The sequence below is a fragment of the Ruegeria sp. CDSC002 genome (genome assembly GCF_059610905.1).
Genome location: NZ_JBXWOM010000014.1, coordinates 94,114 through 115,155 on the forward strand (window position 1 = coordinate 94,114; position 21,042 = coordinate 115,155).

Genomic DNA, 21,042 nt, shown 5'->3' on the forward strand with positions numbered 1-21,042 from the left:
ATTGAATTGAATCAGACACCGACGTCGATAATCGCCTTGGCCAAGATCGGAACCGTCGTCGCGTTCAAGCCAGCAATATTCAACCGGCTGTCACCGACCATGTAGATGCCGTGATCCGCGCGCAGCTTTTCGACCAGTTCCGGTGCCGCCCCCAGACGCGAGAACATGCCGCGGTGCTGGGCGACAAACCCAAAACGATCGGACCCACTTTGGGCCTGCAGCTCGTCTGCCAGTTGTTGGCGCAAGCCCAGCATGGACAGGCGCACCTCTTCCAGCTCAGCCGCCCAGTCAGCGCGCAGGGCTTCATCATTCAGGATCGTCGTCACCACCCGTGCGCCGTGATCCGGCGGGAACGAGTAGTTCTGGCGGTTCAGGAATGCCAGCGTGGACTGGTTCAGAGCAGTCTGCGCCGCATCATCACTGATGGCCATCAACAAGCCGGTCCGCTCGCGGTAGACACCGAAATTCTTCGAGCAGGACGCTGCGATCAGGCAACGTTTGACCGACGAGGCCACCAGGCGGGTCGCCTGCGCATCCTCTTCCAGTCCGTCGCCAAAGCCCTGATAGGCGATATCGATCATTGCCACGAGGCCGCGCTCGTTGATCAGGTTCACGACCTCCTGCCACTGCACCATGTTCAGGTTGGCACCGGTCGGGTTGTGGCAGCAACCGTGCAGCAGGATCACGTCGCCCGCATTCGCGGTTTTCAGGTCCTCGATCATGCCGTCGAAATCTACGCCACGGGTTTCACCGTCGAAATACCGGTATTGGACCGTCTCCATCCCCAGGTAGTTCAGGATCGACAAGTGGTTCGGCCAAGTGGGGTTAGACACGAACACGCGGGCCGATGGGTTGGCCATGCGGATCATCTCAAACGCCTGACGGCAGGCACCGGTTCCGCCGGGCGTCGCCACGGCAGCGATGTTGCCGCGTGGAACCGAGGTGCCCAGGATCAGGCCAATCATCGCATCGGCATAAGCCGGGTCGCCCGCCAATCCGGTGTAGGCCTTGCTCTCTTGCTCTTCCAGGATGCGCTTTTCGGCCGCTTTCACCGCACGCATCACCGGGGTCACGCCCTCGGCATTTTTGTAAACGCCAACTCCCAGGTCGATCTTTTGATCGCGCGGGTCTTCGCGATACGCCTGCATCAGCGCCAGAATCTTGTCGGCAGGCTGCGGTTTGAGGTTTTCGAACATCAGTTCTCTCCGGTTGCGACGGGCAGGGTCGGGAAGGCACCCCATTCGGCCCAGGAGCCGTCATAAAGCGAGTGGTCTTTCTTGCCCATGCGCTCAAGCGCAAGGCTGAGGATTGCGGCGGTCACACCCGACCCGCAGGATGTGATGGCTGGTTTCGACAGATCCACACCTGCGGACTCGAAGATGGCGCGGCATTCCTCAGGGGATTTCATCGTGCCGTTCTTGTTCAGCAACGTGCCGAAGGGCACATTGCGCGACCCTGGAATACGGCCTGGGCGCAGACCTTCGCGCGGTTCTGTCCCGGTTCCGGCAAAGCGGTCCGCAGAGCGCGCGTCGATGATCTCATGATCTCCCAGCTTGGCGGCGGCAGATACCTGCGTGACGTCACGGACCAGATGGTTCTGGACCCGGACGGTCATGTGGCGGTCGCGGATCACCGGCGGCAGATCTTCGATCCCATGTCTCTCGGCCTGCCATTTCGGCAGACCACCATCCAGAACGGCGATGTTTTCCTGCCCCATCAACCGGAACAACCACCAGACGCGGGCGGCAGACATCAAACCGGCCCCATCATAGACGACAACCTGATGGCCGTCGCCCACGCCCATCGCCCTCAGGCGGGACATGAACTTTTCGACCGGGGGCGCCATATGCGGCAAGTCCGAGCGGTGGTCCGAGATATCATCAATATCAAAGAACCTCGCACCCGGGATGTGGGCCGCGTCATATTCGGCCTTTGCGTCCCGCCCTTGCAGAGGCAGATACCACGACCCGTCCAGCACCCGCAGATCCGGGTCCTTGAGATGGGCGGCAAGCCATTCGGTAGAAACGAGGGTTTTCGGATCGTCCTGCATAAAAGCCTCCCCTAAACGCGTTTGGTTTTTCCCTATACTTGGTGGGATGCTGGTTCAAGGCTGGATAACGCTAGCGCCCAAGTCGTTCTGGATTTACCGCACCCGACGCAGGCGAAAATACTGAATAATCCCGATGACGCTGATGATAATCCAGAACCCTTCGATCAGCATCGACGCCAGATTGAAGTTCTGCATCAACGAAAACACGATCAGAATCGAGCCGATCAAGTTCACCATCGGAAAAGCAAGGTCATCCGAGTTCATCATTCGCATCTGGGTGGCAAAATAAGCCGCAACTACAATCAATGCCCCGAATGAACCGATGGCATCCACGAAGGTCAGGCTGTCAAAAAATGCGGTCATTGAAGTGTTCGGTCCTGCTCTGGAAACTCAATTGGTTGCGAATAGTGATGCATGTTGAGGAATGCCGCCCCACGATCACCGGCGCGGTACCCGTGCGGCACGTCAGCTGCGAACCGCAACCCCTGACCGGCTTGTAGTGGAACCCAGTTTCCATTGCGCAGGACGTCCAGTGTTCCGTTCAGTACAAAAACCTCTTCGGTCACGCCGGCTGCATGGGCGGGTGATTCATGACTTTGATTCGGCGACAGATCTACGTGAAATGTTTCGGCGCCCAACGCGGGATCAAAGGGGAAGACAATCTTGACTTCGATGCTGCCCGGGAAAGTTACAGTGCTAAATACGCCGGTATCCTTTGTGTCGCGCATCGCAGCGGTGCCGATCAAAGCACTTAACGGAAGCTGGAAGCCTTTTGCGATCTTCCACAAGGTCGCGATCGTCGGGCTTGATTCGCCGCGTTCAATCTGACCCAGCATGGCTTTGCTAACCCCGGTAAGTTCGGCCACTTTGGACAGGCTCAGCCCTGACGCTGCGCGAACATCCCTGAGTTTAAGTGTTAGTTCGTCCGATTCCATACCCAGGCCTTGCGATTTGTCTTGTGCGTTATAACGTACATATGATACGTGCGCTATAACGTACACACCCAATATCGCAGCTTGGGTAATAGGGAAACAGCATCATGCCAATGTACCGATCCAGAACCTCTACCCATGGCCGCAACATGGCCGGTGCCCGCGGCCTGTGGCGCGCCACCGGAATGGGTGACGACGATTTTGGCAAACCGATCATCGCCATCGTCAACTCTTTCACCCAGTTCGTCCCCGGCCACGTACACCTGAAGGATCTGGGCCAGATGGTCGCGCGTGAGGTCGAGGCCGCAGGCGGAGTTGCGAAAGAGTTCAACACCATCGCTGTGGATGACGGTATCGCCATGGGTCATGACGGCATGCTGTATTCCCTGCCTTCGCGCGAAGTGATCGCGGATTCGGTCGAATACATGGTCAACGCCCACTGCGCTGATGCGATGGTCTGTATTTCGAACTGCGACAAGATCACCCCCGGCATGCTGATGGCCGCGATGCGCCTGAACATCCCGGCGATCTTTGTCTCGGGCGGGCCGATGGAGGCGGGCAAGATCGACATTGCTGATTTGGACGCCAAGAAAATCGACCTGGTGGACGCGATGGTCGCTGCCGCTGATGACCGGTTCACCGATGAGCAGGTTCAGCATATTGAAGAAAACGCCTGTCCGACGTGCGGGTCATGTTCGGGCATGTTCACTGCGAATTCGATGAACTGCTTGGCCGAGGCACTGGGACTGGCGCTGCCGGGGAACGGTTCCACGCTCGCAACGCATGCCGACCGTAAAGAGCTGTTCCTTGAGGCCGGTCGCCGGATCGTTGAGATCACCAAGCGTCACTATGATCTGGACGAAAAAGGCTTCCTGCCACGCGAAATCGCAACGTTCGACGCGTTCGAGAACGCAATGTCGCTGGATATCGCCATGGGCGGTTCGACCAACACGGTGTTGCACCTGCTGGCCATCGCACATGAGGGTGAAGTGCATTTCACCATGACCGATATGGACCGCCTGAGCCGTCAGGTGCCGTGTCTGTGCAAGGTCGCGCCCAACACTGAGAATGTTCATATGGAGGACGTGCACCGCGCCGGTGGCATCTTCTCGATCCTCGGTGAACTCAGCCGCGCGGGACTGCTGCACGAAGATTGCAGCACCGTGCATTCGGCGACCATGGGCGAAGCGATTGCCAATTGGGACATCAAGGTCGCCAACAACCCCGCAGCGCAGGACCTGTTCAAGGCCGCGCCCGGCGGTGTGCGCACGACGCAGGCATTCAGCCAGTCGAACCGGTACAAGGAACTGGATACCGACCGCGAAGGCGGTGTAATCCGATCCAAGGAACACGCGTTCAGTCAGGATGGCGGTCTGGCGGTCCTGTTCGGCAACATCGCGCGCGAAGGCTGTATCGTGAAAACGGCAGGCGTTGATCCCAACAGCCTGACGTTCACCGGCTCTGCCTATGTCTGCGAAAGCCAGGATCAGGCCGTGAACGACATCCTGACCGGCAAGGTCAAAGAAGGCGACGTGGTGGTGATCCGCTATGAAGGCCCGCGCGGCGGTCCGGGGATGCAGGAAATGCTCTATCCGACGTCTTACTTGAAATCCAAGGGTCTGGGCAAAGCCTGCGCCCTGCTGACCGATGGGCGTTTCTCAGGTGGCACCTCGGGTCTGTCGATTGGCCACGTTTCACCAGAGGCCGCCGAGGGTGGCGAAATCGGGCTGGTCAAGCAAGGCGACAAGATCGAGATCGACATCCCCAACCGGACGATTCATCTGGCCGTGTCTGACGAAGAACTGGCCGCTCGCCGCGAAGAGCAGGACGAAAAGGGATGGGTGCCCGCCGCACCGCGCAAGCGCAAGGTGTCAACCGCGCTCAAGGCCTATGCTAAGCTGGCGACAAGTGCCGCGAAAGGTGCCGTGCGCCAAGTCTGACGAAGCGGTTTCCAAACCACCCAAACTGCAATAACTTCAAAGGTCTCGCTAGTTCTTTTAGCGAGACCTTTTTCTTTTGTATTTAACGACATCCATAGCACAATCGGTGAGAAGCATGACATTCTGGCGCCCGCATAACGGTATCCGTGTCAAAGCCATCGGCTTGCATTGGCGGGGGGACCGCCTTCTTGCTGCTGAAGTCCCAAATGACCACGGCCGCATCAAGGGTGTCCGTCCGTTGGGTGGATCGGTCGAATTCGGCGAAACATGGCGTGACGCGCTGAAACGTGAGTTCCGCGAAGAGCTCGATGTGACGGTTGAAGTCATTGAACAACCGCTGGTGATCGAGAACCTGTACCGGCATGAAGGGCATCAGGGGCATGAGATCATCTTTGTGGCCGAGATTCAGTGCCCCGAGCTTTTGAACTGGCCCGACGCGCCGATTTCGTTCACCGAAGACAATGGCCTGAGCTGGACAGCAGGATGGTTCAGTCTGGATGCTCTGGATACCGGCGGCCCAGAGCTATACCCGTCTGGCCTGAAAGAGTGCCTGATCAATCGCTGACTCGTTCGCCTAGTCGCCCAGTTTGGCGTGCACCTCGTCCAGATCGATCTCACCGATTGGCATCTTGTTGCCCGGGTTCTCAAAATCGTATTTGAACAACTCGAAATCGTATTTGTAGATTTCGTAGACCAGATGCATCGAAAGGTCGTCAAAGTAGTCCTCGACCGGATGCGCACGTTTGGGCCCGTGGCCTTCGGATTCATTGAATCGCGGGATTTCGGACAAATTCACAGCGTGCGGTGTCTCTAACCGATCAAGGACACTTTGCATTCCTTCGTTGAACTGCTCAGTCCAGAAAATCTGATCGTACTGCCCACCATTCACGATGAAGGTGGAAACATGCCCGGACATGGCCGACCAGTGAATGTCAGGATCCATCGGGCGGCGCCAGCGGATCGTATCACGTGCAAACAGCAAAAACCGGCGGAAACTGGCGATCTGATCGAACTCACCCTTGCCATCGTCGCCGCCAACTTCGATCCCGTAATTATAGATAAGCGTGGGCACCAAATTGCCCCGATACCGCTTGCCGTTGCGCTGAATGCCGCAGATCTTGTCGAAGAACGAGCTTAGAATTCGAGTGTAGGGATTGCGCACGCAAGTAAAGGCCAAGGACTTGTGATTGCGGACATTTCCCGAGATCTGATCCTGACTTGGACCGAAGGCCCATTTGTGCATCCCGTCTTTTGCGTCATGGATATCACCGTCAAAAAACTGCCCGTGATCGGAATAAAACATGATCTGACCAATGGTCGAACAGGCGCATTTCGGCACCACACGGTAAACCATGCTTTCGCTTTCGGTCATCCATGTACCGGGAAAACCCATCTGCTGTGCCTCCTTTGCTGATCTGGTCTTAAAATTGACGCGCCAGCATTTGAAACCAAAAAACCAAAAATATTCTATTTATTCAATCGCTCATCCTCAGTATCACGGTTGGAAACGGGCAGAAACGGAAAACAATAGGCCAATATGGCAAGAATTGCCTACATATTGCTTTGTCACAAAGACCCTGACGCAATCATCGCGCAGGCCGAGCAACTGACCGCAGCCGGGGATTGCATGGCGATCCACTTTGACGCGCGGGCCAGTGCCGCCGCTTTCGAACGCATTCGCGAGGCTTTGAAAGACAACCCCAATGTCACGTTTGCCAGCAAGCGCATCAAATGCGGCTGGGGGGCTTGGTCATTGGTTCAGGCCACACTGAATGCCCTGCAGGCCGCTGTGGATGCGTTTCCCCGCGCCACTCATTTCTACATGGTGTCAGGTGACTGCATGCCGATCAAATCGGCTGAGTACATCCACGACTTTCTGAACCAGAACGACGTTGATTTCGTCGAAAGCCATGACTTCCTGGAAAGCAACTGGATCAAGACCGGCATGGTTGAGGACCGGCTGATCTATCGGCACTATTTCAACGAACGCACACAGGCCAAGCTGTTTTACGGGTCGTACAATCTGCAAAAACGGTTTGGTTTGACGCGCGAGATTCCGTCAGACGTTCAGATAATGATCGGCAGCCAATGGTGGTGCCTGCGCCGCAGAACCATCGAAATGATCCTGGATTTTCTGCAAAAGCGCCCGGATGTAAAACGGTTTTTCTCGACCACCTGGATTCCGGACGAGACCTTTTTTCAGACGTTGGTGCGCCATCTGATCCCCAAGGCTGAGATCGACAACCGAACGCCCACATTTCTGATGTTCTCGGATTATGGCATGCCGGTGACGTTCTACAACGATCACTATGACTTGCTGCTATCCCAAGATTACTTGTTCGCCCGCAAGATCAGCCCCGAAGCCCATGAACTGAAGGACAGGCTGGGTCAGATGTACGCAACCGAAGGGATGACCTTTCACATCTCGGACGAAGGCCGCAACCTGTACAGCTTTCTGACAGGGCGTGGCCGGGTGGGGCGGCGCTATGCGCAACGGTTCTGGGAGGCGGGCAATTCACTGGGCCCCGAGCGCGAAGTGTTTCTGATCGTGAGTAAGAAATGGCATGTTGCCAAGAGGTTGGTGGATCAGATCGTCTCGGAAACCGACATTCCCTGCGTGGAATACCTGTTCAACGAAGAAGACACTTCTTTGCCTGATCTGGGTGGCATTGAATCGTCTCTGGCCAAGCGCACGCGGCACCGGCGCGCGGTGGCGCGCATGCTGTTTGAAAGCTTTGATTCCAACAAGCTGGTCTTGTGCGTGGATCCCGCAGATCTGGATATCATTCAGGATTTCTGCTCGGTTCAGGCCCGCAGCCATGTTCTGGAAATCGAGTGCGAGTACTCCGACGATTATCTGATCGGCCACGCCCGCCGCGTGGGGTTGGCCGGAGAAAGCAGTCCTCGGGAATCCGTGGCCCGTCTGATCCCAGCACTGCGCAGTTCACTGATGCACGAATCCGAATTGATCCGCGAGGCAGAGTTCGACGGATACCTGCGTATCCGTGAGACCAACTCAAATATTGAGAATGAGACCGCGATTGCAGAGTTTCTGGGCGTGTCGCTGGACAAGGCGCAAGCCATCATGAGCCTTGATTATCTTTTTGCGGATTAAAGCGGATCTTCCAGCGGCGCGCCGAAGCGCCGCTGGATAATTGGTTCAGATATCGAACTTGACGCCCTGCGCCAAAGGCAGCTCAGCCGAGTAGTTCACCGTATTTGTCTGACGACGCATGTAGGCTTTCCACGCGTCCGAGCCGCTTTCGCGCCCACCGCCAGTTTCCTTCTCACCACCGAAGGCCCCGCCGATCTCGGCACCTGACGGGCCGATATTGACGTTGGCGATACCGCAATCCGACCCGGCCGCAGTCAGGAACTGCTCGGCCTCGCGCATATTCAGGGTGAACACGCAAGAGGACAGGCCTTGGGGGACGTCATTCTGCAGCTCAATCGCGTCATCAAAATCGTCATAGCCCATGACGTACAGGATCGGCGCAAAGGTTTCGGTTTTCACAACCGCCGTCTGGCCTGGCATTTCGACAATGGCCGGTTCCATATAGACACCCGCGGGCACACCCTCGGTCACGCGACGACCACCGTGCACCGTTCCACCTTCGGCCTTGGCAGCCTCAAGCGCTGCGGTCATGGCCGTGCCCGAGGCTTCGTCTACCAACGGGCCAATCAACGTGCCTTCGACCAGTGGGTTGCCGATGGGCAATCCCGCATAGGCTTTTTTCAGACGGCCCACCAGTTCTTCGCGGATCGAGTTATGTACGATCAGGCGGCGCAGCGTGGTACAGCGCTGACCGGCCGTACCTACGGCCGAGAACACAACCGCACGGACAGCCATTTCCAGATCGGCCGAAGGACCAACGATCATTGCATTGTTGCCGCCCAGCTCCAGAATGCACTTGCCAAAACGCTGTGCTACGATAGGTGCCACGGCGCGACCCATACCGGTGGACCCTGTGGCCGAGATAACCGGAACGTCTTCGCTTGCGACCAAGGCCTCGCCCAGCGCCGCACCACCGATCAGGGTTTGCAGCAGGTTGTCCGGCGCATCGCCAAACCGAACCAGCGCGCGTTCAAAAATCTTCTGACAAGCCATCGCGGTCAGCGGCGATTTCTCGGACGGCTTCCAGATCACCGGGTCACCACAAACCAGCGCCAGTGCCGCATTCCACGACCAAACCGCTACCGGGAAGTTGAAGGCCGAGATCACCCCGACCGGGCCTGCCGGATGCCACGTCTCCATCATCCGGTGACCCGGACGTTCCGACGCAATGGTCAGACCATACAATTGACGCGAAAGACCGACCGCAAAGTCACAGATGTCGATCATCTCCTGCACTTCGCCCAAGCCTTCGGATGTGATCTTACCGGCTTCCCAGCTCACCAAAGCACCCAGATCGTCCTTGGCAGCGCGCAGTTCCTCTCCCAACAGGCGGATCAGCTCGCCCCGGCGTGGGGCCGGTACTGTCCGCCATTCTTTGAACGCCGTTTTAGAACGGGCAAAGATGGCGTCCATGTCGGCAACGGGTGTCTCATGCACGTCGGCCAACACGCTGCCATCAATTGGAGACGTCACTTTGAGCGTGCCGCCGGTCAGTTCGGCCTCGGTCAGATCCAGATTGGCGAGGGTTGTTTGGGCTGTCATCACGATGTCTTTCATATCTCAGGCCGCCTTGTTCTGTTCGGTTACGTCGCCGGCGCGATAGAGCCGGCCAAATTCGGTGATCAGGAAATCGGACAGGTTCACCTGTTCCTGCCGGACAAACCCTTTCGCAGGCAAAGCACCTGTCCGCATTAGATCGACGACGCCTAGAACGCCTGCGGCCGTGGTGACCTGTATAGCGCTCCAGACCTGTCCGTTGATGGTGCGGGCAAAGCTCTTGTTGATCAGGGATTTCTCGCGCAGCGCGCCGTCGATCATGCCTTTTGCGGTGCAATAGACCAGCACCACATCCTGATCGGTGCGCGGCAGTGCGGTCTCAAAAATGTCCTTCAAAAGATCGCGGCGGTGTTCCAGACCCAGGTCTTTGAGAAGCAATTTCAGGATATCGCAATGGCCCGGATACCGGATCGAACGGTAAGACACTGCCCGCGCTTTGCCGTCCAACGTTTCGGGTAACGTTCCCAACCCACCAGAGGTGTTGAAGCATTCGTACTCCACCCCGTCATGGCCAAGCAGCTCATAATCCTCCAGCGGAGCGGTCTTGACCCGTTCACCATTCACAATGGCATCGCAAGGGTTGCAGTACTCGTTGATCAACCCGTCGGTGGACCAGGTCAGATTGTATTTTAGCGCGTTGGTCGGATAGAGCGGCAGCGCCCCCACCCGCATATGCAGGCTGTCGATTTCATCGAATTCCGCCGCCAGCGATGCCCCCGCGATACCGACAAAACCCGGTGCCAGACCACATTGCGGCATGAACGCCGTATCACTGCCTTGTGCCAAGTCACGCACTGCATTGGTCGCCGCGACATCTTCGGTCAGGTCAAAATAATGCGCACCAGCGGTCTTGGCCGCTTTGGCAATCTTCGGCGTCAGAAAGAACGGGGCCGCCGAGACTACGGCATCGAACCCACCCAGGCCTTCGGTCAGTTGCGCTTCGTCGCTCACATCGATTTGCCGGGTCGAAATGCCCTGCTTGTTCAATGCTGATAACGCAGCCAAATCGCGGTCGGCCACTGTGACCGAGTAATTGGCCGATGACTTCAGCAAGGTCGCGATCATCTGACCGATCTTGCCTGCTCCGATGACACAAATGTTCCAGCTCAAAACGCGCCTCCTCTTTCGTTTTTGAAAGTATGAGGCCGCTTCTGTCCGAAACGCAGGGGCAATCTTGACGAAATCGTGGTTATGCTTGTCATATTGACAAGATTTTTGTCAATTCGTCGTACCACCTGTGCGAGCTTCCGCGCTCGGCGGCACGATGAACGACATGATCACCCTATGGCTGCAACGCAATTGGCCCAATCAACAACGCCAGTGATTTTTATATTCATATATTATACAGTGCGCTCAATTGGACCCTTTTGTTCGCGCATATCAATATGTTCAATCGGTCCGCCCAGCGCGGGAAATTACGTCAGGCCGGTTTTCTATTCCGTATGACCGATGGGTGCCTGACCCAAAAACAAGCTTCTGCGTTGGGTCTTTGACAATTTTCGCGGCGAAGTTCAGGGGGGACAAGACGTGCCTAAAGATCCAATTGAAAGCTCTCAATCATTCAATCCATCCCAAGACGATCTGAACCTGATAGACGAGGTTCTGCCATCTAAGGATCTATCAGTCATTCATTCGAAATTCGAGTTCTACGAAGTATCCGAAGAGATGGTCCTGCCCTCTGAAGGTATGTTTGTGGTCCTTGGCGGCATGGTTCAGCTCCGGCAGGACAAAGCGGTTCTCGCGACCGCAGACACCGGGGACTATTTTTACGAAGAACATCTCGAAATCGAGGACATTCCCGTCAGTCTTCAGGCGCTTGCCACTCCGGGCACCCGATTGGCCTATCTGCCCAAACACCAATGGAAGGCAATCCCGGAAAAGATTAAAGATGCCTGTGAAGATACGCTGTTTGGCGATCTGGTCAGTGTGCATCTGAAGAACTATCAACAGCCGATCAATTGCTGCAGCGTGACCGCTGCAGCCCTTAGCATGTCGGCGCTTGGATTCAGCTACGAAGTCAACGACATCTTTCGCGAATGCGGCTTACCGACCTCGTTTGTCGTAAACGACGGAATATCGCTGGGCGAACTTTTCGATGTTGCCTGCACATTCATCCATACTCAGGACCTGCGCGATGTCATTCAGGTGCAGGCCTATTTCATGGATGAGGCCACGACATCCGTGGATCTGCTGCTTGAGGCAATAGACGAATCCAATCGGCTGGGTGGAAAGAACGATATTCTTGTGGCGAACTTTCAAGTCGGTGTCGCACATGGCAAGGAGAACATGCCGGGCGGCCATTTTGCCATTATCGCAAAGTGCAACCCAAGCACCGGCCTTGTGCATATGATGGACGTTCACCCGGAAAAGTACGGCAAGCTATGGGTGACAACCATTGATCGACTGTGGGCCGGGATGACCGACCGCGATGGAACATCGATGCGATCACGGGGGATGCTGCGGTTTTCGGCGCTAGACGCTGTCAAAACATACCTGCAAACCCTGAAGCAGGACTGCAATTATGTCGACAGTACGCAATACTTGGCCAAGGACCCCAAAAAGCGGCGCAACCTGTTCCGACGGGCCAGCCCGAACATGAATTCGATGGGCGTTCTTGCCGAAAGCCTGGCCATCCTTGGGGATGAACAGGTTGACGAAGACAAACTGCTGAGAGCAACGCAAACCGATTTGGCCGAAGCGCTTAGCCGTGTGTCGACAGCCCGGGAAATGCACGCGATGGCGCAGCGCTACCTCAGTCAGGAACCGGACGTGCATCTGGGCAGCACTTTCCGCAGCTACGCCAAACGTTCGGACAAAAACGTCAGTTCACCCGAAGACTGGTTCCACCACCAATTGCAAAGTCTGAACGAACACAAAGATCTTCGTCATCTGATGATCAATATCGATTTCAATAAAGTCCTGGGGTCTGAGGTCATACGCCCCCCAAAAAATGCGTTCCGTGAAACGGCCCTGTTGGAGGAGTTCTGGTGCCTGTGTATCGCTTATAAAGAGGCAACCGATATGGTGACGGTTGTGGACATGAGCCCCGCAACCTCACAGGTATGGCAAGCACCGCGCGGGCATTTGTTCCGCGGCCTTCGGGACCTCAAGGACCCGGCCTTGCTCGTGATCGAAAAACAGGACCCACCCGAAGACCCCAGCGACGTAGACCAGATCGTCAAAAACAACCCACTTGTTCTGTTTTATGCGGATGAAGACCCCTGGTCCTACATGCTGCGCAGTATCCTGGCCAATATCGGCATCACCGACATCAAGCTGATTGATGTCGAGGGGCACGGTGCAAATGTTATGAAAATGCGCCGGCAACTGATCGCCCGAACCGGTAAGGAAACCGTTCCCTATCTGTTTTTCAATGGCGTTTGTCTGGGCCGGCGAAACGACATCGTGGACAGTATCCTGAAAGGTGAATTTCAGAAGGACGTGGAAAAGGCCGGGTTGCCGGTTCTGCTGCGTCATGAATCCCCCAGCCTGGACAAGAACATCTTTGGGTACCCCAAGGGTGGGCTGACAGATGCCCCCAGCGAAAAGCGCAACGTATTGCTGTGTGCTTGTGGATCATCGGCGGCGGACAAGGTGCCGCAACTGGTGAAGAAAATCACCGATGCTGGCCACAATGTGAAACTGATCCCTTCAGTGTCCGCTGAAAGGTTCTTTCGCGATATTGAGATTGAAGCGGATGTCGAGATTGAAAGGGGGTATGAGCCCGAGAAGGTCGAGGACTATATCTCTCACAACGACTATTACCGCGACGACGACGAATGGAACTTCCGCTACACCAAGTTCGGCATGCCGCTGCGCGCCTCGCATCTTGCGTTGTGTGACTGGGCCGATTGCGTGATCGTGGCACCCGTGACCTGCAATACAATGGGCAAGATCGCCAATGGGATTGCCGACAACCTTTTGACCTCGGTCTTTGTCGCCTGGCAGTACCGGAACAAACCGGCGATCCTTTGCCCGGCGTGTAACACCAACATGTGGAATAACGTCACAACCCAAAGGAATGTCGAAAAGCTGCGCGATCTGGGTGTTGATCTGGTCGGTCCCCGCAAAGGGCGGCTGTCGAACGGCATGATGGGGATCGGTATGATGGCCACCCCGGACCAGATCATGGAAGTTCTGGACGAAGCGTTCGAGGAACTAGCCGATCAGGAACACAACATCTGCAAATGGGCGCAAGAGGCCGCAGCTTCGGATGAGTTCGCGCAATGGCACCGTGTTTTCGACGCGATTGAAAACGGGATGGCCGGGATCGACATCGTGGATGAGCACAATGGCGATACGCTGTTGCATTACGCAGCTGGCGGCGAAGGTGAGTTGCATGAAAACGGAAAGGGCTTGGGCAAACCTGACATTGAGGCCGCGCAAGAGCTGATACGGCGCGGCATCAACGTGAATGCGACCAACGACCATGGGTTCACCAGCCTGCACGTGGCGGTGATGAACAACTCGGTTGATATGGTCAAAACACTGTTGGCCGCAGATGGCATTGACGCAAGTTCGTGCATCCACTTCCTGAAAAGCCCCAAAAACGCCGAGGACGTCAATGAAGCCAAAATCTCGAATGAAGTGCTGGGCATGCTGGATGACTGGGCCAACAGCCACACGCTTGCAGAGATCGAGGAAGAGAGCGAAGACGATGTCGTAGATGACCGTGAACGTACCTATCTCTACTTCACCTATGGCTCGTTGAAGAAAGGCTTCCCGAACCATGAGGCCCACACAGACGTGCTGGATGATTTCGTCGGCAAGGCCGTGACCCGACAGCGCATGCCCCTGATCGTGCCGCATGAGCCGCATTGCGACAATCCGAATTGTGGTTACCTGCATCGGATGGCCACGCTGGTCGACCAGAAAGGCCGTGGCAAACCGATCCACGGAGAGGTGTATCGGGTGACTTCGTCCGGTATGAAAGAACTCGACAAGCTCGAAGGTTTTCACGGACCCGGATCACCCGAGAACGTCTACGTCCGTAAGCGGATCAACGTGCTGATCGAGGGCGTAATGAAACCAGCATATGCCTATGTGATCGCGCAGCCCACCAAGTATCTGGATCAGTTGGAGAAGGGCGCAGCCGGGGTGGTCGGGGAATACACGCTGGACATGGCCACAGGCACATTAAAACCCGGGTGGCAGCCACCCGCCTAGTTTTGAACCTGTATCCCGACCTCATCCTTGGGGCTGTCCTTGAGGCTGAGGTTATAGGCCGTGATGATCACCATGCACGACAGGACAAAGGGCCAGAAACAGGCCTTGGGAATCAAGTTGTCTTTATAGTGGATGAACCACAGGGACGGCACGGCCTCGGCTGCAAAGAAGTAGGTGTTTACCGACACTGCCAGCAGCAGGAAATACATCAGGAAAAAGAACGATTCCATGTAGATCACGGGCGATCCGGCAAACCCTTCGCGCAGTTGTACATGCGCCAGCAGGATCACGAAAAACAGGACCGAGCAGGTGCCGATAACACTGGACGTACTGAAATCGTGCCGTTCCACCAGATTGGGGCGTCGCGTGACCGTCATGACGGCCCCGAACAGCAGCATCGTCACAACAATCAGGGGGATCATGTGGACGATAAAAGCATTCGCAAAGTTCCGTTTGATGACGAAATTATAGTGCAGCTCAGGCAGGTTGGTCTGATATTCGTTCTTGCCGATGCCAAGGGTCGTATCCAGATCGGACAGTCGGTAGTCGAAATAGGTGTTTTCACGCTCCCACGTTCCCATGACGATCCGGTTGTCGATGCCAAAGATATCGTTCGGCCCCGTGGCCGGATAGGCCGAAAAGTCAGGGATTAGAGCCACATTTACGTCAAACTCGCCCGGCCAGAAACGGACCCAGACGGTTTTGTGGTCAAACGGATAACTGGTATAGTCAAAGGCCTGGCGCAAGGTCTGTTCAAAATACCAGCCGATCAACTCGGACCCGCCCTGATCTATCCTGTAGGCTTCTTCAATCAGGCCACTCGCTGCCTCGGCAGCTTCCGGCAGGATGAACCCCACTTCGCCTTCGGCTGGTTTGATGGCGTCATGCACACCGTCCTCATAATGCTGCCAGATATAGCCGCTGACATGCACATCACTGGCACCGGTAAAACTGAAGGATTTGATAAATATGCCAGTTTTGACCTGATAGCCTGGCAAATTTGGAAGGTCTTGCAGGTAAGCGTCGACCGACGCCTGATCTGGCAGTTGCGTCGGATCCTCGTCGAAATGGTTCAGTTCAATCCAGAGTTTGAACAGAACAAGGGCCAGACCCAGCGTAACAAAACCCGAGATCAGCCAGACTTTCTTTTCTATGCTCATTCAGCCCCTCACCTGATTAGTCCAGCGGCCCGACCAGCGATTGCTTGATGCCCAGGTTCTGAAACCGCGCCTTCAATTCATCGAACCCTTCATGTGCCGTCACAGGAATGCCCCAACCCCCGCATTCAGCCAGTGTTCGAGCCTGCAGGATCGACAGATCAACCATCGGCAAAGGCTCATCCGCTGTGAAATCGGCCAAGGCATCTGCGTACCGCGTGGCTTCGTCCCACTGCTTGCGCGCCAGCATGACGGCAGCAGCGTCCGTATAGAAATGCAGGTGGCTATGGCCAACACAGCCTTCGGCGATGATCTTCTCGCCAAGCTTTAGGTTTTCATCCTGCGCAGTTGGGTCCTCTTCGGCCATGGCCAAAGCTGACAGCGCTTTTGGTCCGACAAAATTCCGACCGTGCTCAAGGGCAATGTCGACCGCGCGGCGACCGGTTTCGCGCGCCTGTTCCAGCTGCCCGGCATAGACGTGTGTGCGGGCAAGATGTTCAAGCGCCTGCGCCTCGAGGCGTTTTGCACCAACACGGTTTGCGATCTCGGCAGACAGGGTGAAGGCGTCCAGCGCCTGATCTATTTCTCCTAAAAAGGTGTGCGCAACGCCCAAACAGGTCTGCGCAACGCATTCCGGAACAAAGGCAAAATACTTCTGTGACACCTCAATGGCTTCCTGCGCATCCAGCTTTCCTTGCGCTATTTCGCCGGTATAACTACGCGCGACGCTCAGATTGTGCAGGTTTGCGGCCAAGTCACGGACCAAACCCTTTTCCCGCGCCCGTTCGACCGCCTGCGTGTAGAACCCCGTTGCGGTCTGCATCGTGGCATTCATGAAATTGGCGTCGCCAAATCCACTGAGCGCGCCAACTTCAAGTCGTGCGGATTCAAGCTTTCTGGCCAGTGTTAGAGCCTTTTCATTACTCTCAAGCGCCTTTGTCACCTGCCCCAGCGGGAAGTATACATTGCCGCGCACATAGTTGATCTGGGCAATGTCACGGTCAGACCCGCAGCGTTCTGCGGCTGCCTCGGCAATATCCAGACTTTCCAGTGCTTCCTGATACAGGCTGGCCTGCCGCGCAGCCTGCGCCAGGCCGATTTGTGCACGGCAGATTTGTTCATCCGTTTCGGCCAGTTCTGCGGCCTCTTTGAATTCACGCAGGGCATCATTGGACAGGCCTTGCAACCGGTGCGTCTCACCCCGGGCGCAGAACAGATCAAAGCGAACCCCTGCGGGTGCTGGCAGTTCCAGCCCCCGTTCGATCAACGGGCTGGCATCGTCGAACTGAAAAACCTGTATCAGCTTGTCCGCGGCTTCCAGATAAGCCTGGGCCGCATGGGTTGCACCCGCGCGATCCAGATGTTGTGCCCGCAGGGTGGCGTCACGGTCCTCAAACCAACTCGCGGCCTGACGATGCAGGCGCGCGCGTTCAGATTTCACCAAAGTTGCATAAGATCCGTCGCGGATCAGCGCGTGGGCAAACATCAGATCGGCCTCAGCCTCGCGGATCAGGGCGGAGCGGATCAGGGTCGAGGTATCCAGATGCCCTTCACCCAGAACAAAATTCAAAACTTCGGGCGAGAACCTCTGCCCCAGCACGGATGCCGCTTGAATCGACGTCCGGCTGGTCCGGTCCAGCGAATCCAGACGGGACTGAACAATGCCCTGAATGCTGCCGGGAACGGATTCCTGTTTCAGCACATCGATATTGCGCAATAACTGCTCAAGAAACAGCGGATTGCCCCCGGCGCGTTTCACGCAGGCGTCTAACAGTTCAGGATCGATCCCGGTGAACTCTTCGACCAGTTGTCGGGCTTGTTCGTCCCCCATCGGCGCCAGTTCCAGCTTGGATATCAGGGCACCATCCGTCGCAAGTTGCCATTCGCGGTCGATCGGATCGCCTTCCACGCGGCTGGTCATTAGCAACACGCAGGGCAGATTACGTGTCATCGCCGCGATATGGGCGCAAGCTGTCAGGATCTCGGGTGAAGCCCAGTGGATATCCTCGATATGGATCAACAAAGGCGTTTCCTGGCTGCGGGCCGAAATCAGGTCGTCGATGACCTGACGCCGCCCCCGCAGACGGGTTGCATTGTCCATCACCGCATAGACCTCGGCCAGACCGGGGTCTTGTTCAAGCTCAAGCAGCGCATTCAGATGCGCGGCATTCGCCGCTGTTACCCAACCCTTGCTAATTGCATCCTTCGCGACAGATGCACAGGTTTCCGTATCATCCGTCGGCTCCAGCCCCAGAATACTGCGTGTCACGGATTGGATAGCTGAATGCCCCTCGCGCGCGCCGAAATCCATGACCACGCCATTGTGGACGGAATAGGACAGGCCGTCGGCCAGCTCAGCCACCTGTTCCGACAGGTGGGTTTTGCCGATGCCCGGCTCGCCCAGTACGATATGGACTTCACCCTTACCGTGCCGCTGGCATCGATCGAACGTTGCCGAAAACAGGGACAGCTCTCGCTCGCGGCCCACAAAGCGATGCCTGCGCGACCGGATGTTGCGCGCCATCCGGTCCAGCCGCCACAGCTCAACCGGATCACCAAGGCCTTTAATCGCCTTTTCGCCCATCGATTCACCGACGAAAAGCGGCCCTAACGCACGCTGAATGTCATGTGAAACCAGAGTTTCCCCCGGCGCTGCCATGTCGGTGATGCGCGACGCCAGGTTCACACCATCACCTGTCACAGTGTATTCCGTATGGGCCTGACTGCCTGTCGTACTGGCAATCACCTGTCCTGATGCAATCCCGATATGGCAGGTCAGCGGAGGGTTCAGGCCGGGCAGAACCGTGTGAATTTCCAGCGCGGCCCGTGCGGCTCGTTCGGTATCATTCGTGTGCGAGATTGGCGCGCCGAACACGGCCATGACCGCATCGCCAATATGCTTGTCGATCCGGCCACCGTATTTTTCGACGACCTTGTCCACCCTGGTGAAAAACGCGTTGAGCAGCGCGTGCATGTCTTCGGCATCCAGTTCGCTGGTCAACCGGGTAAAACCGGTCAGATCGGCGAACATGACTGTCACCTGGCGCTTCGCAGGCTCCAGCGATTCCTCAGGCTGAAATGGCGGGGCGGTTTCGAACGTCTCAAGCTCGGCAATCGCGCGCAAAAGCCGCCGGCGGTCGCCGACAGCAGTGACTCCGATTTCGATCAGGTCTTCACCCGTCAAATCGGGTAAAATTCCAAAATCAATTTTGTTATCCAAAAAGGCCTGCGCGTAGTCAGATAATCCAAGTGCGCTTAGCCAGTCCCTAAGGTCCTGAGACATTTCGCCCCTCTGAAGCCCCCAACTCCAAAGACAGACGTAGCACAACAGACCCGGATGAGTCTGCAAAGTTTGAATATTTTAATGTATATGCACACCCAATTGCCCGCGTGACAGGCAATTGGGTTTTTGGAATTAGATCTCGGCCTCTAGCCCGTCCGTCGACAGATCGTCCAGTTTCGGCATTAACCGCAGCAGCTCGTTTGCATATTCGGTCTGCGGGTTGGCGAAGAGTTCGTTGGTTTCTTGAAGTTCAACCACCTTGCCCTGCTTCATCACGGCCACCCGGTCGCACATTTGCCGCACCACCGGCAGGTCGTGGCTGATAAACAGCAGCGTCAGACCCAGATGCTCCTGCAAATCCTTCAGGATGTTCAGGATTTGCGCCTGAATGGACACATCCAAGGCGCTGGTCGGTTCGTCACAGATCAGGAACCGCGGCTGCGTTGCCAGCGCGCGGGCAATCGAGATACGCTGCCGTTGACCGCCCGAGAATTCGTGCGGGAATTTCAGCCCGGCCTCATGGCCCAGCCCGACCTGATCCAACAGTTCGTCTACGCGGCGCTTGATGTCGGACCCTTCCATCAGCTTGTGATGGCGGATCGGTTCGGCCACGATATCGTCTACCCGCATCCGGGGGTTCAGCGACGAATACGGGTCCTGGAAAATCATCTGGATGTTCTTGCGATACGCATCCAAAGCGGCCCTGTTGGTCAGATCACTGACCACCTGACCGTCAAAGGTGATCGTACCGCCATCAACCGGGTACAGTCCCGCGATCATCCGCGCGATGGTGGACTTGCCCGAACCGGATTCACCCACGACCCCGAATACCTCACCCGCACGAATGTCGAAGCTTACGTCGTCAACGGCGGTGAAATAAGTGCGGTCCCACGGCAGCAAGCCTTTGCGCTGCAGGAACTTCTTGGTCAGATTGCGAATCTCGAACATCGGTTTGCTGGTGTCATTGTCCACCTTGGGCCAATGCCGCGCCATATCGTCGATGGCAAAACGGGTCTCACGCCCGCCATAGCTGATCTGCGGGAAACGGTGCAGTTTCAGAGTCGGGCGCGGCACAGCGGCGATCAGCGACTTGGTGTATTCGTGCGCGGGCTGACCCATGACCTGAGACGTCGGGCCGGTTTCCACCACCTTGCCCGCATACATGACCGTCACCTTGTCCGTGGTATCCGCGATCACGCCCATGTCGTGAGTGATCAGGATAACGCCAACCTGCCGTTCCAGCGCCAGCTCTTTGATCAGGTCTAGGATCTGCGCCTGAACGGACACGTCCAACGCCGTCGTCGGTTCATCCGCGATAATCACGTCCGGCTCGGTACAAAGCGCTAATGCGATGACCACGCGCTGCCGCATCCCGCCCGAGAACTGGTGCGGATATTGGTCCAACCGCGTGTCCGGGTCAGGAATGCCCACCCGGTCGATCAGATCACGGGCACGCTGGTTCGCCTCGGCATCCGTTCCGCCCAGATGGGCCTGGATCGTCTCGGTCAGCTGTTCGCGCACTGTAAACAACGGGTTCAGCGAGGTCAGAGGATCCTGGAAGATCATCGAGATTTTCTTGCCACGCAGGCCGCGCATTGCGACGGCATCCAGACCACTGATCTGGTCGCCGCTCAGTTTGATGGTGCCGCTGGCAATCCGGCCGGGCCGGTCCAGCAGACCCATGATGGCCGCTCCGATTGTGGATTTGCCCGCACCAGATTCGCCCACCAGACCGTGGATCTCGCCCGGTTCAACGGACAGGTCCACGTGGTCCACGGCGGTAAACAGTTGGCGGCGCGTCGGGAATTCGACCGTCAGGTCGTTGATCGTCAGAAGGCTCAT

At 56.7% G+C, this 21,042-nt stretch carries 14 protein-coding genes; 4 read left to right on the forward strand and 10 right to left on the reverse strand.

Annotated elements, in window-relative coordinates; translation table 11 throughout:
- Positions 1-11: 11 nt before the first annotated feature.
- The 4 genes from AC2FJE_RS21050 to AC2FJE_RS21065 all read right to left on the reverse strand — a co-directional run bounded on the left by AC2FJE_RS21050 (position 12) and on the right by AC2FJE_RS21065 (position 2,985).
- The gene (locus tag AC2FJE_RS21050) at positions 12-1,196 is read right to left on the reverse strand and encodes an amino acid aminotransferase (RefSeq protein WP_282170879.1); all 1,185 of its coding nucleotides are present in this window, start codon (positions 1,194-1,196) and stop codon (positions 12-14) included.
- A complete protein-coding gene (sseA, locus tag AC2FJE_RS21055) occupies positions 1,196-2,050 on the reverse strand; it encodes a 3-mercaptopyruvate sulfurtransferase (RefSeq protein ID WP_496757922.1) in 855 nt (284 codons plus the stop codon). Before sseA ends, AC2FJE_RS21050 begins: the two co-directional genes overlap by 1 nt.
- A gap of 93 nt (positions 2,051-2,143) precedes the next feature.
- Positions 2,144-2,413 (reverse strand): CBU_0592 family membrane protein, encoded by a 270-nt coding sequence (locus tag AC2FJE_RS21060; protein ID WP_282120956.1) that lies wholly within the window; start codon positions 2,411-2,413, stop codon positions 2,144-2,146.
- Positions 2,410-2,985 carry a helix-turn-helix domain-containing protein gene (locus tag AC2FJE_RS21065; RefSeq protein ID WP_472722419.1) on the reverse strand — a complete coding sequence of 192 codons (576 nt, stop codon included), beginning with the start codon at positions 2,983-2,985 and terminating at the stop codon, positions 2,410-2,412. The genes AC2FJE_RS21060 and AC2FJE_RS21065 overlap by 4 nt, the downstream gene beginning before the upstream one ends.
- Before the next feature lie 104 nt (positions 2,986-3,089).
- Here AC2FJE_RS21065 and ilvD point away from each other — a divergent pair, with 104 nt between their 5' ends.
- Both ilvD and AC2FJE_RS21075 read left to right on the forward strand, forming a co-directional pair.
- The gene (gene ilvD, locus AC2FJE_RS21070; protein WP_108861683.1) at positions 3,090-4,922 is read left to right on the forward strand and encodes a dihydroxy-acid dehydratase; all 1,833 of its coding nucleotides are present in this window, start codon (positions 3,090-3,092) and stop codon (positions 4,920-4,922) included.
- A 115-nt stretch (positions 4,923-5,037) separates the two neighbouring features.
- The gene (locus AC2FJE_RS21075; RefSeq protein ID WP_058273043.1) at positions 5,038-5,487 is read left to right on the forward strand and encodes an NUDIX hydrolase; all 450 of its coding nucleotides are present in this window, start codon (positions 5,038-5,040) and stop codon (positions 5,485-5,487) included.
- Positions 5,488-5,496: 9 nt separating this feature from the next.
- Here AC2FJE_RS21075 and AC2FJE_RS21080 read toward each other — a convergent pair whose 3' ends face one another.
- Entirely contained in the window at positions 5,497-6,315 is an 819-nt protein-coding gene (locus tag AC2FJE_RS21080) for a sulfotransferase family protein (RefSeq protein WP_058273044.1), read from the reverse strand.
- Positions 6,316-6,459: 144 nt separating this feature from the next.
- Between AC2FJE_RS21080 and AC2FJE_RS21085 the strand changes: the two genes are divergently transcribed.
- Complete coding sequence (locus tag AC2FJE_RS21085; protein WP_496761452.1) at positions 6,460-8,037, forward strand: DUF5928 domain-containing protein; 1,578 nt, start codon at positions 6,460-6,462, stop codon at positions 8,035-8,037.
- 45 nt (positions 8,038-8,082) lie between these two features.
- Here the strand turns inward: AC2FJE_RS21085 and amaB are convergent, their stop codons facing one another.
- Entirely contained in the window at positions 8,083-9,579 is a 1,497-nt protein-coding gene (gene amaB / locus AC2FJE_RS21090; protein ID WP_496761455.1) for an L-piperidine-6-carboxylate dehydrogenase, read from the reverse strand.
- An 18-nt stretch (positions 9,580-9,597) separates the two neighbouring features.
- The gene (locus tag AC2FJE_RS21095; RefSeq protein WP_496761457.1) at positions 9,598-10,704 is read right to left on the reverse strand and encodes a saccharopine dehydrogenase family protein; all 1,107 of its coding nucleotides are present in this window, start codon (positions 10,702-10,704) and stop codon (positions 9,598-9,600) included.
- Positions 10,705-11,121: 417 nt separating this feature from the next.
- Between AC2FJE_RS21095 and AC2FJE_RS21100 the strand changes: the two genes are divergently transcribed.
- Positions 11,122-14,760, forward strand: a complete 3,639-nt coding sequence (locus tag AC2FJE_RS21100) for a flavoprotein (protein WP_496757907.1) — start codon at positions 11,122-11,124, stop codon at positions 14,758-14,760.
- On the opposite strand, the gene AC2FJE_RS21105 is transcribed toward AC2FJE_RS21100, so the two are convergent.
- The 3 genes from AC2FJE_RS21105 to AC2FJE_RS21115 form a co-directional block, all read right to left on the reverse strand.
- Positions 14,757-15,920 (reverse strand): hypothetical protein, encoded by a 1,164-nt coding sequence (locus AC2FJE_RS21105; protein WP_496757905.1) that lies wholly within the window; start codon positions 15,918-15,920, stop codon positions 14,757-14,759. The genes AC2FJE_RS21100 and AC2FJE_RS21105 overlap by 4 nt on opposite strands.
- Positions 15,921-15,936: 16 nt before the next feature.
- Positions 15,937-19,200: an adenylate/guanylate cyclase domain-containing protein gene (locus AC2FJE_RS21110; RefSeq protein ID WP_496757903.1), complete on the reverse strand. Its 3,264-nt coding sequence runs from the start codon at positions 19,198-19,200 to the stop codon at positions 15,937-15,939.
- Positions 19,201-19,332: 132 nt separating this feature from the next.
- Positions 19,333-21,042, reverse strand: a complete 1,710-nt coding sequence (locus AC2FJE_RS21115; protein ID WP_496699665.1) for an ABC transporter ATP-binding protein — start codon at positions 21,040-21,042, stop codon at positions 19,333-19,335.

Excerpts from the sequence above, each read along its gene's own strand:
- sseA (WP_496757922.1), bottom strand. The coding sequence starts at position 2,050 with ATGCAGGACGATCCGAAAACCCTCGTTTCTACCGAATGGCTTGCCGCC.
- ilvD (WP_108861683.1), top strand. The coding sequence starts at position 3,090 with ATGCCAATGTACCGATCCAGAACCTCTACCCATGGCCGCAACATGGCC.
- AC2FJE_RS21065 (WP_472722419.1), bottom strand. The coding sequence starts at position 2,985 with ATGGAATCGGACGAACTAACACTTAAACTCAGGGATGTTCGCGCAGCG.
- AC2FJE_RS21085 (WP_496761452.1), top strand. The coding sequence starts at position 6,460 with ATGGCAAGAATTGCCTACATATTGCTTTGTCACAAAGACCCTGACGCA.
- AC2FJE_RS21110 (WP_496757903.1), bottom strand. The coding sequence starts at position 19,200 with ATGTCTCAGGACCTTAGGGACTGGCTAAGCGCACTTGGATTATCTGAC.
- amaB (WP_496761455.1), bottom strand. The coding sequence starts at position 9,579 with ATGACAGCCCAAACAACCCTCGCCAATCTGGATCTGACCGAGGCCGAA.
- AC2FJE_RS21075 (WP_058273043.1), top strand. The coding sequence starts at position 5,038 with ATGACATTCTGGCGCCCGCATAACGGTATCCGTGTCAAAGCCATCGGC.
- AC2FJE_RS21050 (WP_282170879.1), bottom strand. The coding sequence starts at position 1,196 with ATGTTCGAAAACCTCAAACCGCAGCCTGCCGACAAGATTCTGGCGCTG.
- AC2FJE_RS21115 (WP_496699665.1), bottom strand. The coding sequence starts at position 21,042 with ATGAGCCTTCTGACGATCAACGACCTGACGGTCGAATTCCCGACGCGC.
- AC2FJE_RS21105 (WP_496757905.1), bottom strand. The coding sequence starts at position 15,920 with ATGAGCATAGAAAAGAAAGTCTGGCTGATCTCGGGTTTTGTTACGCTG.
- AC2FJE_RS21060 (WP_282120956.1), bottom strand. The coding sequence starts at position 2,413 with ATGACCGCATTTTTTGACAGCCTGACCTTCGTGGATGCCATCGGTTCA.
- AC2FJE_RS21080 (WP_058273044.1), bottom strand. The coding sequence starts at position 6,315 with ATGGGTTTTCCCGGTACATGGATGACCGAAAGCGAAAGCATGGTTTAC.